Genomic DNA, 15741 nt, shown 5'->3' with positions numbered 1-15741 from the left:
TCCTGAACCGCGCCGTCCTGAACCGCGCCGTCCTGAACCGAGCCGTCCTGAACCGAGCCGCCCCGCCCCGCGCCGCCGCGACCGGCGGCCCCCAGCAGAGAGAGACAAGCATGAGCAGCACCGGAAAGAGCGTCGTCCTCGTCGACGCGTACCCGTCGAGCTTCGCGCTGGCGCAGGCGTTCCTCGACGAGGGCTGCGCGGTGGTCCGCGTGCAGAGCACCGAGGACGTACCGCACTGCTACCGCGGCGCGTTCGACACCAGGGCCTTCGCCGACGACATCACCCACCGCGGCGACCTCGCCGTCACGGCCGCGGCCGTCGCCCGGCACCGGCCCGTCGCGGTCATCGCCGCCGGCGAGTACGGCGTGGAGCTGGCGGACGGCCTCAGCGAGGTACTCGGCCTGCCCACCAACGGCCGCCGGCTCTCCCCGGCCCGCAGGAACAAGTTCGTCATGATCGAGACGATCCGGGCGGCCGGCCTGCGCGCCGCCCGGCAGCGGCTCGTCGAGGACGAGCAGACCCTCCTCGACTGGCACCGCGAGACCGGCGGCCGGGTCGTCGTGAAGCCGCTGCGCAGCGCCGCCAACGACGGCGTCGCCATCTGCGACACCCCGGAGGAGTCGGCCGCCGCGCTGCGCGCGATCCTCGGCGCCACCACGGTGTTCTCGGAGACCAACACCTCGGCCGTGGTCCAGGAGTACCTGGTCGGCGGCGAGTACGTGGTGGACACCGTCAGCCGGGACGGCCGGCACCGCGCCACCGACGTCTGGAAGTACAGCAAGATGACGGTGCCCGGGGTCCGCGACCGGATCACCGGCGGCCACCTGGTCGCCGAGGACGCACCGGTCCGCCAGGCCCTCGTCGACTACGCCTTCGACGTCCTCGACGCCCTCGGCATCCGGCACGGCCCCGCCCACCTGGAGATCATCGTCACCGACGACGGCCCGTGCCTCGTCGAGATCGGCGCCCGGATGGCCGGCGCGAACACCCCGTTCTACGCGGAGCTGGGCGCGGGCGAGTCGCAGATCGGCTGGACCGTGCGCGCCTACCTGGAACCGGAGCGCTTCCTCGCCGAGTACCGGCGCCCGTACCGGCTGGAGCAGCACGTGTCGGTGTCCTGGCCGACCGCACCGCAGGCGGGGACGCTCGTCGCCTACCCGCTGCTCGACGCCGTCCGGTCCCTGGAGAGCTTCCACAACACCGAGGTGTTCGTGCCGCCGGGCGGCGCCATCGTGCGCACCGTCGACGACTCCACCAAGACCCTCGCCGTCGGCTTCGCGCACCGGTCGGCGGAAGTCGTCGAGCGCGACTTCAACGCCATCTGCTACCTGGACGGGCCCGGTTTCTACGACGTGACCCCGGCGGCCTGACCCGCGCAGCCCGGCGGCCTGACCCGCGCACCCCTCCGCCCGTCCCCGAGCACACGACAGAGAGACGCATGAGCAGCAGCACCCCGACCCGCCCCGGCCTGGTGGAGATCCCCGGCTTCCCGCCGTACGACCCGACGGACCCGGTGGAGAACGCGGTCATCAGCCGGCTGGCCGGCAACTGGCACCGCCGCGCGACCGTCAAGCGCAAGGAACCGCAGCTGGAGGACCTGTTCGAGGCCGACCGGCCCGACTACCCCGAGCACCTGGTCCCGTTCGCCGGCCACCCCGTCTGGGAGGGGCTCGACCGGGACCTGCGGGACCGGATGCTGAGCTGGGCCTGGCTGGCGTACAACAAGCACACCGTGCTGGCCGAGCAGCGGGTGGTCAACCCGGCCTTCGCGTACGTCATCGAGGGCGAGTTCCCCTCGCTGGGCGGGCCCGCGCTGGAGGCCTCGCTGGCGCAGGCCATGGTGGACGAGCAGTACCACACGCTGATGCACCTCAACACGAGCATCATCACGCGGCAGAAGCGCCGGATCGAGGTGCCCGACACCGTGCTGCCCGCCCCGCACCTGGTGCAGCGGCTCGCCGAGCTGCGGGAGGAGTGCGCGGAGCCCTGGCAGCAGAAGCTCACCACCCTCGCGTTCGCGACCGTCTCCGAGACCTCGATCAGCGCCTACCTGAACCTGCTGTCGCACGACGAGGACATCCAGACCATCAACTCGACCACGGTGCAGCTGCACAACCGGGACGAGATCTGCCACTCGTCCATCACGGGCGAGCTGGCCAAGACGGTCTACGACTTCCTCTCCCGCGACCAGCAGCGGTTCTTCGTCGACACGATGATGACCGGCCTGGAGACGTTCGTCGCCAACGACTACGGGACCTGGCGGCAGATCCTCACGATGCACGGCGTCCCCGGCGCCGACCGGATGATCGACGAGGTCCGCCACGACGCGGGCCGCACCAACCTGGTGCGCGACTTCGGCGGCCTGCGCTCCCTCCTGTCCGACATGGACCTGCTGGGCGAGGTCGACTGGGACTGGGGCGACGCCGCCTGACCCCCGCCCGCCCCTCTGTTCCGCTCCCCCCACGGCCCGACCGTTCGAAAGGCACCCCCGTGCTCGCCACCTACCGGAACCTGTTCGCCTCGCCAGGGGTACGGCCCCTCATGGTCATCGGGCTCCTCGCCAAGATGCCGGGCCTCGGCATCTCCACCGTCCTCATCCTGCACGTCGTCGGCAACCTCGACCGCGGCTTCGGCGCCGGCAGCCTGGTCGCCGCCGCCTGGACCGCGGGCGCCGGCCTCGGCGCCCCGCTCCAGGGCCGCGGCCTCGACCGGCACGGTCTGCGCAAGGTCTTCGGCTTCCTGGTGATCGCCCAGGCGCTGTTCTGGGGGACGGCGCACTTCCTGCCGTTCGCCGCCCTGCTCGCCACCGCGTTCCTCGGCGGCCTCACCACCCTGCCGGCGTTCACCGTGATCCGCCTGGCGCTCGCCAACATGGTCACCGACGAGAACCGGCACACCGCCTACGCGGTCGAGGCGATGACCACCGACATCGCGTACATGGCCGGCCCGTCGTTCGGCATCCTGCTCGCCTCGACGGCCTCGCCCACCGTGGCCTTCCTCGTGATGGGCGGCATGCTGCTGGCCGTCGGCATCGGCTACCTGGTCCTGAACCCGCCCCTGAAGCCGGCCCGCCCGGCGGCCGGCGCCCCGAGGCCCGGGCTGCGCAGCTGGATGTCCGGCCGCATGGTGTGCGCGCTCGCCGTCACCGTCGCCACCTCCATCGCGGTGATCGGCTTCGAGGTCGCGGCCATCGGCACCCTCCAGAAGTACGACCAGCTCACGTGGAGCTGGCTGCTGCTGGTCGCGGCCGGCATCGCCTCGGTCGCCGGCGGCTTCCTGTACGGGGCCGTGCGCCGCCCGCCGTCGGTGTTCGTGCTCGGCGCCGCACTGGGCCTGCTGTGCGTGCCGATCGGGCTCGCCGGCGAGTGGTACTGGCTGGCCCTGATCGCCGTACCCGCCAACCTGCTGGTCGCCCCCGCCCTGTCGGCGAGCGCCGGCGCGGTCAGCGGGCTGGCGCCGGACGACAGCAAGGGCGTGGCCATGGGCACGTACGCCAGCGCCATCCTCGTCGGCAACGTGATCGGGTCCCCGCTGGCCGGCACGGTCCTCGACCACGGCGGACCGGCCGCCGCCTTCGCCGCCTTCGGCGGGGTCGCCGCGGCCATCGCCGGCCTGGCCTTCCTGTGCGACCTGCGGCTGCGCAGGCGGCAGCCCGGCACGTCCACGGCCCCCGAAGACCGGCCCACCACGCACGACCTCGAAACGGCAGGAGCAGCCCAGTGAAGATCGCCATCGTCGACGGGTACTCCACCGGCAGCCTGCTGGTGAAGAAGCTGCGGCAACGCGGCGTGGAGTGCCTCCACGTACGCAGCCAGGAAGTGCCGCCCGCCCGCCTCCTGCCGTCGTTCGTCCCGGAGGACTACGCGGCCGACCTCGGCTGGTTCCCCGACCCGGCCGACGCCGTACGCGCCCTCAAGGAAGCCGGCGTCGACCGGGTGGTGGCCGGCACCGAATGCGGAGTGGTGCTCGCCGACACCCTCGCCCACGAGCTGGGGCTGCCCGGCAACGAGTTCGACGGCGTCGAAGCCCGGCGTGACAAGTACGCGATGGCCGAGCGGCTGGCGGCCGCCGGGCTGGCCGCACCCGTCGGCTTCAGCACCACCGAACCGGCGGCGGCCGTCGCCTGGTTCCACGCCGCCGGCGGCGGCACGGCCGTCGTCAAGCCGGCCGCCAGCGCCGGCACCGACAACGTGCACGTCTGCACCACCGCCGAGCAGGTCCGCGCCGCCTGCACGGCCGTCATGACCAGCAACGACTACTTCGGCAACCCGAACCCGTCGGCCGTCATCCAGAAGTTCCTCGTCGGCACCGAGTACATCGTCAACACGGTCGCCGTGGACGGCGTCCAGAAGGTCTCCGACGTCTGGATCTCCGCCAAGACCCCCGGCCCCACCGGCGCACCGCTCTACGACCACCAGCAGCCGCTGCCGGTCACCGCACCCCACGTGGCCGGGCTCGTCGACTACGTGACGCGGGCCGTCACCGCCCTCGGCATCACCAACGGCGCCGCCCACAGCGAGGTCATGCTCACCGCCGACGGCCCCGTGCTCATCGAGACCGGCGCCCGGCTGATGGGCGCGATGCTGCCCGACGTCATCGAACGCCACTCGGGCACCTCCCACGTCGAGCTGCTCGCCCTCGCCCTCACCGACCCGAGCGCCTTCCACGCCTTCCGGGACCGCGAGGTCCGCTGGAACGGGTACGTCCGCAACATCTGGCTGATCAACCGCACCGCCGGCCCCGCCACGGCCTGGCACGACCGCTTCGCCGCCCTGCCCGCCTTCGACCGCCTGGTCACCGGCGTACGGGCGGGCGACCCGGTGCGCCGGACCGTCGACATGGCCAGCTCCCCGGGCTACGTCTCCCTCACCGCCGGCACCGAGGCCGCACTCGACCGCGACCAGGCGGCCATCCGCGCCATGGAAGCGGCCGGGCTGTACGTGGACGAGGCGAACGTGGACGAGGCGTACGCGGACGAGGCGAACGCGGGCGGGGCATGCGCGGACGGGGAACGCGCGGGCGGGGAACGCGTGGGCGGGGCGTAGGCGGCGCCGCTACACGTCCGCTGGAGTCCCGCTTGAGTCCCCGCCCCTAGCGTCCGTCGAGTACGCGAAGGACGACGACTCGGCCATGGCGCCCTGAACCACCACTCCGTCCTCGCCGCTCTGTTCGAAGAATGGATGTGTCTTCCTGGTGCTCATCAGCCGTAATGAATCCAACCGCTCATGGGACGAGGTCCGGGCCGCCTGCGCCGGGGTCATCCGGGAGCTGGAGGCCCGGGGCGTCGGCGAGTCCCACCGGGTCCTGCTCTCCTGCGCGAACTCCGCGGCCTCGGTGCTGGCCACGTTCGCGCTGATGGAACTCGGCGTCTCCGTCGGCCTCGTGGACCGCGGCGTCACCCCGAACCAGCTCGCCCGCCTGGTCGAGGAGGCGAACGCCGACTTCTTCGTCTCCGACCACGAGCAGTCGGAGCCCGCGTTCGACAAGACCGCCGCCCGCTGGATCCCGCTGGCCGACCTCGGAGGCGACGCCGCCGAGCAGGCCGCCGGACCGGCCGCCGACCTGTCGTTCGACCGCTGGGCCCGCCGCTCCGACGCGCTGATCGTCTGGACCTCCGGCAGCCTGGGCCGCCCCAAGGGCATCGTCCGCTCCGGCAGTTCCGTCCTCGCCAACGTGTCCCGCACCCAGGACCGGATGAAGTACACCGAGTCCGACGTCCTGATGCCGCTGCTGCCGTTCACCCACCAGTACGGCCTGTCCATCCTGCTCCTGTGGTGGCAGGCCAAGGCCGGCCTCGTGCTGCTGCCGAGCCGCCGCACCGACCAGGCCCTCGAAGCCGTCGTCGACCACGGCGTCACCGTCGTGGACTCCGTCCCGGCCGTCTACGAGGGCATGCTGCGCATGCTGGACCGCGGCCACACCAGCACCACCCTGCTGGAGTCGGTCCGCATGTGGTGCGTCGGCGGCGAGCCGCTCCAGGACGACCTGCTGCGCCGCTTCACCGAGCAGACCGGCAAGCCGCTGCTCGACGGGTACGGCAGCTCCGAAGCCGGCAACGTCGCCCTCGCCTCGCCCGACAACCCGCACCACGCCGGCCGCCCCCTCACCGGCATCACCGTCACCGTCGTCGACGACGAGGACCGCCCGCTGCCCCCCGGCGAAGTCGGCGAAGTCGTCGTCCACACCCCCGACATCATGGTCGGAACGCTGGAACCCGGCGGCCGCGTCCGGGAGAGCCAGCGCACCGCCCACCGCACCCAGGACCTCGGCTACCTCGACGCCGACGGGAACCTGCGCGTCCTGGGCCGCAAGGCCGCCGTGCACCGGTTCGGGAACACGCTCTACCCCGACGCCATCACCGCCAAGGCCAGCGAGTGCGGCCGCCCCGTCCGCGTCATCCCCGTGGAGAACGGCCGCTTCGGCACGGACCTGGTGTTCGTCGTCGCCGACCCCGAGGAGCGCCCCGCCGCCCACTGGCGCCGCATCTTCGCCGAACTCGTCGCCGAGTACGAGCAGCCCAACAAGGTGCTCGTGGTCAAGGAGTTCCCCGCCCACACCAACGGCAAGGCCAACCTCACCGCCCTCGGCTACATGGCCCAGGCCGCGCTCCGCAGCCGCGCCGAGAAGGCCGAGGCCCGGCAGCAGGCCGCGGCGAAGCCGGCCGGGCCCGCCATCCCCTTCAACGACCGGATCACCGTCCTCCGCGACGTCGCCCGGCTGCTCGGCGAACGCCGCACCGAGATCCTCGGCATCCTCACCGAGGTCTGCAACCACCGCACCGCCGCCGACGAGATCGACGCCTCCCTCGAAGCCCTCGAAGGCGCCGTCGCCGAGGTCGCCCGCTACGGTCCGCAGGCCGCCGAGCAGACGGCCGTCCTGATGCCGTCGAACATCCCGCTGTACGGCTACATCCTGTACGTCGTCATCCCCAGCCTCTACAGCCGCCGGATCGTCTTCCGCCCCTCCCGGATGATCGGCGAGCAGACCCGCGCCCTGCACAAGCTGATCGGCACCGTCCACGATCTGCCGCTGGTCCTCGACGACAGCGAGCAGCGCGAGTTCATGGACAACGTCGGCAAGAAGTCCGACGTCCTCGTCTTCACCGGCTCGTACGAGAACGCCGAGACCATCCGCGAGCAGCTGCCCCGCGAGACCGTCTTCTGCTTCTTCGGCCAGGGCATCAACCCGTTCGTCGTGGGCGGCGACGCGCACCTCGGCCGCGCGGTCGACGGGCTGGTCAGGGTCCGCATGCTCAACTCCGGACAGGACTGCTTCGGCCCGGACGTGGTCTTCGTCCACACCTCGGTCAGCGCCCAGTTCTGCAACCTGCTGTCCCGCCGCGTCGAGGCGCTGCGCCTCGGGACGCCGCACGACGCCACCGCCGACTACAGCGCGATGTTCTACGACGAGGCCTTCGAGTCGACGCTCGACTACCTGCGCGGGAAGCGGGAGTTCGTCGCCGCCGGCGGCCGCATCGACTTCATCGACCGGCACGTCCGGCCCACCGTCCTGATCCACCCGACGGACACCCCGTTCCTGCCGCCCGAGATGTTCGCGCCCGTCTTCAACGTCGTGCCCTACTCCTCCCAGGAGTGGCTGAACGAGCTGCTGCGCCACCCGTACTACGCCGAACGCGCCATGGCGGCCACGGTGTTCGGCACCATGCCGGAGACCGTCGAGGCCCTCCGCGACCGCCACATGGTCAGCGTCGACGAAACCCTGATCGACATCGAGAACGGCAACAAGCCCTTCGGCGGGCGCGGCATCCGCGCCAACTACATCTCCGTGGGACGCAAGCGGCACACCGAGCCGCTGCTCCTGTCCAAGGCCGTCGCCGACTACCTGCCGGGAAAGTCATGACCAACGCAACCACCCCGACCGAGACCCCGACCGGCACCCCCGCGGCAGGCACCGCGACGTCCGCCACCGCGACGTCCGCCACCGCGACGGGCGGGACCCCGACGGCCGCCGGCGCCTGGCGCGTCGCCGCCTCCGTCCTCGCCGCCGCCGGCGTCCGCACCGTGTTCGGCCTCCCCGGCGACGACATGTACTCCCTGGAGGCGGCCCACGCGGCCGGCATCCGCTTCGTCCTCTGCCGCGACCAGCGCAACGCCGTGTTCGCGGCCACCGGCTGGGCGATCCAGTCCGGGCAGACGGGCGTCGCCGTCGTCGGCAAGGGCCCCGCCGTCACCAACACCGTCACCGGCCTCCTCGAAGCGGCCGCCTCGGCCGTCCCCGTGCTCCTGCTCAGCGGCGGCACCGGCGCCCAGCACCGCGGCAGCGGCGCGTTCCAGGAACTCGACCAGCTCGCCGTCGTCGCCCCGCTGGTCAAGTACGCGGCCCGGGTCGACCACCCCGACCGGCTGGTCCCCACCCTGCAACGCGCCCTGCTGGTCGCCCGCCACGAGCGGGGACCGGTGTACGTCGAGCTGCCCGAGCACCTGCTCGCGGAGGCCGCAGCCGCCGTCGGCGCGGGCAGCCGGGGGGCAGCTCTCGCCGAGACCCCGTACGAGATCGTCGCGCGGCCCGACGGCGAGGCCGTGCGCGTGCTGCGCGCCGCCCGCCGCCCGGTGCTGCTGGTCGGCGGCGGCATGCGGCACGAGAACGGCGGCCGCGAGGTGGAGGCGCTGGCCGAGCGGCTGGGCGCGGCCGTGTTCGCGACCGCCTCCGGCCGGGGCGCCGTCGACGAGACCTCGCCGCTGTTCTGCGGGCTCGCCGGGCTCTACACACAGGAGCAGGCGGCCCGGCTGTGGCAGGAGACCGACTGCGTGGTGGCCCTCGGCAGCCGGCTGGAGGAGACCGCCACCTTCCAGTGGCCCGCCGCCCTCGGCCGCGAGGTCCCCGTCGTCCAGGTGAACGTGGCCGCCGCCGATTTCGCGACCGCCTTCGAGGGCCCCAAGGTGCTCGCCCCCGCGGGTGCGACCGTACGGTCCTGGCTCGCGCACCTCCCCGAGGAGCCCGCCGGCACCGCGTGGACGGCCGAGGTGCACGCCGTGCACACCGCCCTGCACACCGCGCTGGGGGAGTGGACCGCAGAGCTGGCCGGCTCCCCCGACCTGCACATCGCCGAGGTGCTGCGGGCGCTGGACGCCGAGCTGCCCGCGGACCGGATCCTCGTCCAGGAGAACGGCCTCCAGGACATGTGGTCGTACAAGTACCCGCTCCACACCTGCGCCGGCGGGGCCGGCTCGGTCGTCCCCTCCGAGCAGACCAGCCTCGGCTTCGGCGCCGCCGCGGCCCTCGGCGTCAAGCTGGCGGCGCCCGGCCGGCCGGTGGTCGCGTTCGTCGGCGACGGTGCGTTCGCGATGGCCGGCGTCGACCTGCCCACCGCGGTCGAGTACAGCGGCGGCCTGCTCTACGTGGTCCTGCGCAACGGCGGCTACGGCTGGCTCCAGGTCCAGCTCGACCAGCGCGAGACCCCGGTGGGCGACCACGCCTTCACCGACCCCGAAGCCGTCCGCACCCCCGCCCCGGAACTCCCCGGACTGCACCAGGTGACCGTCCGGGACAAGGAGTCCCTCGCGGACGACGTGGCGCGGGCCTGGCGGAAGGCCGCGGCCGGCGAGGTCGTCGTCCTCAACGTGCCGGTGCGGCTGACCGACGCGATGTTCGGCGCGGACGTGGCCGGCGGCGACTTCCCGCAGCTCGGGGGGACCGGCGATGAGTGACCCCACCGCAGCGCCCGGCCGGCGCAAGGTCGTCGTCACCGGCTGGGGAGCCGTCACCCCGGTCGGCCTGACCGCCGACGAGACCTGGGCCGCGCTGACCGCCGGCGTCAGCGGCATCGCCCCGCTGACCGGCGTCGACACCACCGGCCTGACCACCGGCTTCGGCGGCGAGGTCAAGGGCTTCGACCCGTCCCGCCACCTCGGCCCGCGCCAGGTCCGGCGCACCGACCCGTACGCGCAGTACGCCTTCGCGGCGGCGAGCGAGGCGATGGAGCAGGCCGGACTCGGACCGGAGGGCACCACCGGACGGCGTACCGGCGTGCTGATCGGCACCGGGTACGGCCCCGTCACCTCCGTCGGCCGGCACCTCGCCGCGCTGGAGGAGCACGGCCCCCGCCGGGTCAGCCCGTTCGCGCAGATCACCGGCGCCATGGACAGCGCCGCCTGCGAGATCGGCTTCGCGTACGGGGCGACCGGGCCGACCCGGGCCCTCAGCACGGCCTGCGCCTCGGGCGCGGACGCGATCGGCGAGGCGGCCCAGTGGATCCGGCACGGCACCGTGGACGTGGCCATCGCGGGCGGCGCCGAGCACATCTTCACCCGCCTGGAACTCGCGAGCAGCAACAACGCCCACGCGCTGTCCACCCGTACCGGCGCACCGCAGCAGGCCTCGCGGCCGTTCGACGCCGACCGGGACGGGTTCGTGATGAGCGCCGGCGCCGGCGTGCTCGTCCTGGAGTCGGAGGAGCACGCCCTCGCCCGCGGCGCGACGGTCCTCGCCGAGCTCGCCGGGTACGCGGCCACCTCGGACGCGCACCACTGGACCGCGCCCCACCCCGAAGGCCGCGGCGCCCGCGCCGCCATGGCGGCGGCGCTCGCCGACGCCGGGCTGGGGCCCGAAGACGTGGACTACATCAACGCCCACGGCACCTCGACCCAGGCCAACGACAGCGCCGAAGTCGACTCCATCCGAGCCGTGTTCGGCGCCCACGCCGCACGCATCCCCATCAGCTCCACCAAGTCCATGACCGGCCACATGATCGGCGCCGCCGGCGCCGTCGAGGCCATCGTCGCGGCCCTGGCCATCCGCCACTCCCTGGTCCCCCCGACGATCAACTGCGACCGTCCCATCGCCGACGACCTCAACTTCGTCCCCCACCGGGCCCAGCAGCACCCCGTCACGGTCGCCATGACCAACTCCTTCGGCTTCGGCGGCCACAACGCCGTCCTGATCCTCCGCGCATGGGAGCCACCCCATGCCCACTGACCACCACGCCGCACCCACACCCGTCCCGACCACCCCACCCGCACCCGGGCTGGTCGTCCTGTCCACCCCACCCGCACCCGTGCCGGGCGGCGCAACCGCCCCACCTGCACCTGGGCTGGTCGTCCCGTCCGCCACGCCGGCATCCGTGCCGGGTGGAGCGACCGCCCCGCCGGCACCCGTGCTGGTCGGCGCAACCACCGCGCCCGCACCTGGGCTGGTCGTCCCGTCCGCCACGCCGGCACCCGTGCCGGGTGGAGCGACCGCCCCGCCGGCACCCGTGCCGGTCGGCGCAACCACCGCGCCCGCACCTGGGCTGGTCGTCCCGTCCGCCACGCCGGCATCCGTGCCGGGTGGAGCGACCGCCCCGCCGGCACCCGTGCTGGTCGGCGCAACCACCGCGCCCGCACCCGGGCTGGTCGTCCCGTCCGCCACGCCGGCATCCGTGCCGGGTGGAGCGACCGCCCTGCCGGCACCTGGGCTGGTCGGCGCGACCGCCCTGCCCGCACCCCTGCCGGGCGGCGCGACCGCCCTGCCCGCACCCGGGCCGAGCCGCCCGACCCGCGCCCCCGAGCCCCCATCCATGCCCCCCGACCACCTCCCCACCTCCCGGCTCCGGACGGCGCCCCGCCACGTCCGCGGCCCGGCTGCTGCGCCCGCCTGGCGTTCCCCGGTCCGCGCCCTCCGGGCCCGGATGCGGGTGGTGCCCGGCGCCCTCCGCGGCGCGTCCGCCACCTGGGGGACACCTGTCCGCCTCCTGCGGGCCGCCCGGATACGGGCCACGACCGTCGAATTCCGCGGCGTGGCCTCCGTATCCGCCCACGGGATGCCCGTACTCGTCCTCCGCACCAGGGAGTCCGGCCATGACCACTGACCACCTCCCGGTGTACGGCCTGTCCGTCCGCGCCCTCCGGGCCCGGATGCGGGCCATGACCCGCCAGCTCCGCGGCCCTGCCGCCCGCACCCCGCGCCCCGTGGAGGCCCGCCGTGACCACTGATCTCCGCGAGGGAGGCACCCTCCCCGCCTACGGCATGCCGGTCCGTGCGCTCGCCAACGGCGAGACGGACGCAGACGGCCATCTGCGCCGGAACCCGGCCGAGATGGCCTGGAACCTGCTGCGCGTCCGCGGACCCCTCGACACCGCCCGGCTCGCCCGGGCCGTCGAACAGGTCACCCTCGCCACCGACGTGCTCCACCTGCGGCTGCGTGCCACCGCCGACGGCCCCCGCCTGGTCCGGCAGGAGCCGGTCCCGGTGCGGCTGGAGACCGTCGACGTGCCGGCCGTCGTCTCGGCCGACGGCCGGCTCTCGGCGGCCGCCGCCGCCCACCTCGCCCCGCTGTTCTTCGACAAGCCCGACCTCCGGCACGAGCCGGTCGGCCGGGTCAGTCTGATCCGCGGGACCGCCGCCGACGAGGACGCCGAGCACCTGCTCGCGTTCTCCTTCGACCACTCCGTCCTCGACGGCTGGGCCCTCGGCCTGCTGATCCGCGCCGTCGCCGGGTGCTACCGGACGGGCGACCACCGGGTCCGCGGCCGCGGCTTCGAGGCCTTCCTCGACGACCTGCCCGACGAGCCCGTCCGCACGGCGAGCCTGGCCCGCTGGACCGCCCTGCTCACCCCCCACCCACTCCCCGGCCCACCCCTCCACCTCCCGAGCGGCACCCCGCCCGCGCCCGAGTCCGGCCCGTCGGCGTCCACCCCGCCCGCCCCCTTCCGCGCCGACGCGACCTTCGACGGCGCCCTGCCCGAACCCCTCGCCGAAGACATCGCCACCGCGGCCACCCGCACCGGACTGAGCCGCGCCGAGGTGCTGTTCGCCGCCACCGCGCTGGCGGCGACCCTGTGGTCCGACGGCCCGCAGCCCCTGCTCAGCCTGCGCCACGGCCACGCCCGCCCCGAGGACGTCCTGGTCATCGGCCCACTGGTCGAGCCGTGCGTCCTGCTCCCCCCGAGCCCCGAACCGTCCGGCGTCGCCGACTGGCTCACCGCGCACCGCCGTACGAACCAGGACCTGCCACCCACGTACGGCGTCTCCATCCGCGAAGTCGCCCCGCTCGCCCCGCGCTACATCGGCGTGAACGTCCTGCCGCCGGCCCGCCCGGTCGCCCTCGGCCCCGCCACCAGGGCCACCACCGCAACCCGCGACTTCCTCGCCCCGCTGTGGCCGGGGGAGCGCCCCGCCGAACCGTCCACGGCCGCCGTGTGGCTCAACTACTACACGGACCAGCCGGGCGTCATAGAGGCCACCATCACGTACGACACCGCCGTCCTGCCGGACATCGCACCGTTCCTCGACGCCGTACTCGCCGTGGCCGCCGCCGCCGCGCACGAGCCGGACCTCGCGGTGACCACCCTCCGCACCCGCCTGCACGGAGGAACCCCATGACCGAGCCGACGCCGACGCCGACCGGCCTGCTCGCCGGAAAGACCGTCCTGATCACCGGCGTCCTCACGGAACGCTCGATCGCCTTCCAGGTGGCCCGCACCGCCCAGGAGCAGGGCGCCCGCGTCCTGCTCACCGGCTACGGCCGCCTCTCCCTCGTGGAACGCGTCGCCCGCAGGCTGCCCCGGCCGGCCCCGGTGATCGAACTCGACGTCACCGACGACGAGCACCTCGCCACCCTGGAGACCCGGATCCGCGCACACACCGACCGCCTCGACGGGGTCCTGCACGCCATCGCCCACGCGCCGCCCGGCGCCCTCGGCGGCGGCTTCCTCACCACGACCCGGCAGGACGCCACCACCGCCTTCGAGGTCTCCACCGTCTCCCTCCAGGCCCTGACCACCGCCGTCCTCCCGCTCCTGACCCGCGGCTCCTCCGTCGTCGCCCTCGACTTCGACTCCCGCCAGGTGTGGGCCGGTTACGACTGGATGGGCGTGGCCAAGGCCGGGCTGGAGGCCTGCGCCCGCTACCTCGCCGCCTACCTCGGCCCCCGCGGCATCCGCGTCAACCTCGTGGCCGCCGGCCCCCTCCGCACCACGGCCGCCCTCGCCACGTACACCGCGGACACCGACCCCCACCGCGCCGAACAGGACTGGCACACCCGCGCCCCACTCGGCTGGTCGGCCACCGACTACACCCCGGTGGCCAAGGCCTGCACCGTCCTCCTCTCCGACTGGCTCCCCGCCACCACAGGCGAAATCCTCCACGTGGACGGCGGCACCCACACCACAGGCGACCCCACCTTCCATGCCCACTAACCCCACCCAGCCCGCCCAAACCCCCGCCCAAACCCCCGCCCAAACCCCCGCCCAGACCGGCGGCAAGCCGGCACCGCCCGACCGTCTGCCCGACTGTCTGCCCGACCGTCTGCCCAACCACCCGCCCGGCAGCGACCGCACCGACAGCGGCTGGGGTCGGGCGCCCTCAGACCGAACCCCCGGCACAACGGCCCAGGCCCACCCGCCCGCCGGTTGCCCCGCACACCGGGCACTTCCGGCCGCAACCCCCACCGACGCCCACCCGTCCCCGGAGGACCCGGAGGACCCGGAGGACCCGGAGGACCCGGAGGACCCGCAGGACCCGCAGGACCCGCAGGACCCGCAGGAGCCGCAGGACCCGGAGGAGCCGGCCGGCTCGGACGACGCCCCCGCCCTCATCGGCCCCGTCACGGTGACCACGGACCGGATCGCCGAGTTCGCCGACGCCATCGGCGACCCGAACCCCGCGTACCGCAGCGCCGCGGCCGCCCGTGAGCTGGGGCACCCCGAGGTGATCGCACCCCCCACCTTCGCCGTCCGCCTCGCCGCCCGCGCCGAGGCACGGATCCTCGCCCGGCACCCGCTCGGCTACGACTACTCCGCGGCCGTCCACCTCTCCCAGGCGTACCGCCACGTCCGCCCCATCCGGCACGGCGACGTCCTCACCGCCCGCGCCCGCCTCACCAACGCGCGGGAGGCGATGGGCGGCGGCCTGGTCACGGTCGAGGTGCACATCGAGGACGCGGCCGGGCAGCCGGTCACCACGTCCACCGCCCGGATCCTCTCCACCCACCCCCGCCCCGCCGAACCGTCCCGCCTCGCCGCACCGTCCCATCCCGACCTGGCGGCCTTCATCGCCCGGGACGACTTCGTCTGCCTCGGCGCCAAGTCGGCCCTCAAACGCAACACGATCACCCACCACCACTGCGGAACGCTCGGCACGACGGAGTCGGCCACCCGCACCCTGACCGCCCTGAGCACGTTCCTGCGCTCCTTCGAACCGAGCGACCGCAGCTACTCCTCCTTCGTGGCCACCTTCGAGCAACTCCCGGACACCTCGGAACAGCTCTTCGAAGACACCCTCTGGCGCCACCTCCGCGCCATGCACGCACAGGACGGCCGCCACCACCCCTGGCCGGAGGACTACTCCGCCGACCCCACCTCACCCCGCTTCGCCTTCTCCGTCGAATCCCACCCCTTCTTCGTGATCGGCCTCCACCCCGGCTTCTCCCGCCCGAGCCGCCGCTTCCGGGCCCCCGCCCTGGTCTTCAACTCCCACCGCCAGTTCAACGCCATGGGCCGCACCTTCTACACGATGCGCAGGAAGATCCGCGCCCGCGACGAAGCCCTCCACGGCTCCGTCAACCCCAGCCTCACCACCCACCGCCCCGAATCCCACCACTACAGCGGCCGCCAAACCCCCACCACCTGGCCCTGCCCCTTCCCCACGGCCTCGACGGCGACGTAGCGATCGATTCAGCCCTCAACGAGGAGTCAGTACACAGACCTACGATCACTCTTCGTAGTGGATCTGTGTCTTCCGGAGATCCCAAGGGCCACTGGGCGGAGTTCCGTCCAGTGCAAGGTCATCCCTCCGGAAAGGTGC

Annotated in this window: 12 protein-coding genes; all 12 read left to right on the top strand. The window is 73.8% G+C overall.

Going from position 1 to position 15741, the window contains the following annotated elements:
* The first annotated feature begins 110 nt into the window (after nt 1-110).
* On the top strand, nt 111-1370 hold the full coding sequence (locus LG634_RS14850; RefSeq protein WP_226734253.1) for an ATP-grasp domain-containing protein: 1260 nt from the start codon (nt 111-113) through the stop codon (nt 1368-1370).
* Nucleotides 1371-1438: 68 nt separating this feature from the next.
* A complete protein-coding gene (locus LG634_RS14845; protein ID WP_226734252.1) occupies nt 1439-2431 on the top strand; it encodes an AurF N-oxygenase family protein in 993 nt (330 codons plus the stop codon).
* Between the two features lie 59 nt (nt 2432-2490).
* A complete protein-coding gene (locus LG634_RS14840) occupies nt 2491-3723 on the top strand; it encodes an MFS transporter (RefSeq protein ID WP_226734251.1) in 1233 nt (410 codons plus the stop codon).
* Nucleotides 3720-5045, top strand: a complete 1326-nt coding sequence (locus LG634_RS14835) for an ATP-grasp domain-containing protein (RefSeq protein WP_226734250.1) — start codon at nt 3720-3722, stop codon at nt 5043-5045. Before LG634_RS14840 ends, LG634_RS14835 begins: the two co-directional genes overlap by 4 nt.
* Nucleotides 5046-5193: 148 nt before the next feature.
* Nucleotides 5194-7860 (top strand): aldehyde dehydrogenase family protein, encoded by a 2667-nt coding sequence (locus tag LG634_RS14830; protein ID WP_226734249.1) that lies wholly within the window; start codon nt 5194-5196, stop codon nt 7858-7860.
* Entirely contained in the window at nt 7857-9668 is a 1812-nt protein-coding gene (locus LG634_RS14825) for a thiamine pyrophosphate-binding protein (RefSeq protein WP_226734248.1), read from the top strand. Before LG634_RS14830 ends, LG634_RS14825 begins: the two co-directional genes overlap by 4 nt.
* Nucleotides 9661-10935: a beta-ketoacyl-ACP synthase II gene (fabF, locus tag LG634_RS14820; protein WP_226734247.1), complete on the top strand. Its 1275-nt coding sequence runs from the start codon at nt 9661-9663 to the stop codon at nt 10933-10935. Before LG634_RS14825 ends, fabF begins: the two co-directional genes overlap by 8 nt.
* Entirely contained in the window at nt 10925-11806 is an 882-nt protein-coding gene (locus LG634_RS14815) for a hypothetical protein (RefSeq protein WP_226734246.1), read from the top strand. The genes fabF and LG634_RS14815 overlap by 11 nt, the downstream gene beginning before the upstream one ends.
* The gene (locus tag LG634_RS37850) at nt 11796-11930 is read left to right on the top strand and encodes a hypothetical protein (RefSeq protein ID WP_264203118.1); all 135 of its coding nucleotides are present in this window, start codon (nt 11796-11798) and stop codon (nt 11928-11930) included. Before LG634_RS14815 ends, LG634_RS37850 begins: the two co-directional genes overlap by 11 nt.
* A complete protein-coding gene (locus tag LG634_RS14810; protein ID WP_226734245.1) occupies nt 11920-13320 on the top strand; it encodes a condensation domain-containing protein in 1401 nt (466 codons plus the stop codon). The genes LG634_RS37850 and LG634_RS14810 overlap by 11 nt, the downstream gene beginning before the upstream one ends.
* Entirely contained in the window at nt 13317-14135 is an 819-nt protein-coding gene (gene fabI, locus LG634_RS14805; protein ID WP_226734244.1) for an enoyl-ACP reductase FabI, read from the top strand. The genes LG634_RS14810 and fabI overlap by 4 nt, the downstream gene beginning before the upstream one ends.
* Nucleotides 14125-15603 (top strand): guanitoxin biosynthesis heme-dependent pre-guanitoxin N-hydroxylase GntA, encoded by a 1479-nt coding sequence (gene gntA, locus LG634_RS14800; protein WP_264203117.1) that lies wholly within the window; start codon nt 14125-14127, stop codon nt 15601-15603. The genes fabI and gntA overlap by 11 nt, the downstream gene beginning before the upstream one ends.
* The last annotated feature ends 138 nt before the right edge of the window (nt 15604-15741 follow it).

This window comes from Streptomyces bambusae (assembly GCF_020532645.1).
GTDB classification, from domain to species: Bacteria; Actinomycetota; Actinomycetes; order Streptomycetales; family Streptomycetaceae; genus Streptomyces; species Streptomyces bambusae.
The sequence above is the reverse complement of the archived record's forward strand: the minus strand, read 5'-3'. Positions and strand labels throughout refer to the sequence as shown.

Bases quoted from the DNA above. Each gene is read 5' to 3' on its own strand.
- LG634_RS14850 (WP_226734253.1), top strand. From the start codon at position 111: ATGAGCAGCACCGGAAAGAGCGTCGTCCTCGTCGACGCGTACCCGTCG.
- LG634_RS14845 (WP_226734252.1), top strand. From the start codon at position 1,439: ATGAGCAGCAGCACCCCGACCCGCCCCGGCCTGGTGGAGATCCCCGGC.
- LG634_RS14825 (WP_226734248.1), top strand. From the start codon at position 7,857: ATGACCAACGCAACCACCCCGACCGAGACCCCGACCGGCACCCCCGCG.
- fabF (WP_226734247.1), top strand. From the start codon at position 9,661: ATGAGTGACCCCACCGCAGCGCCCGGCCGGCGCAAGGTCGTCGTCACC.
- LG634_RS14815 (WP_226734246.1), top strand. From the start codon at position 10,925: ATGCCCACTGACCACCACGCCGCACCCACACCCGTCCCGACCACCCCA.
- LG634_RS37850 (WP_264203118.1), top strand. From the start codon at position 11,796: ATGACCACTGACCACCTCCCGGTGTACGGCCTGTCCGTCCGCGCCCTC.
- fabI (WP_226734244.1), top strand. From the start codon at position 13,317: ATGACCGAGCCGACGCCGACGCCGACCGGCCTGCTCGCCGGAAAGACC.
- gntA (WP_264203117.1), top strand. From the start codon at position 14,125: ATGCCCACTAACCCCACCCAGCCCGCCCAAACCCCCGCCCAAACCCCC.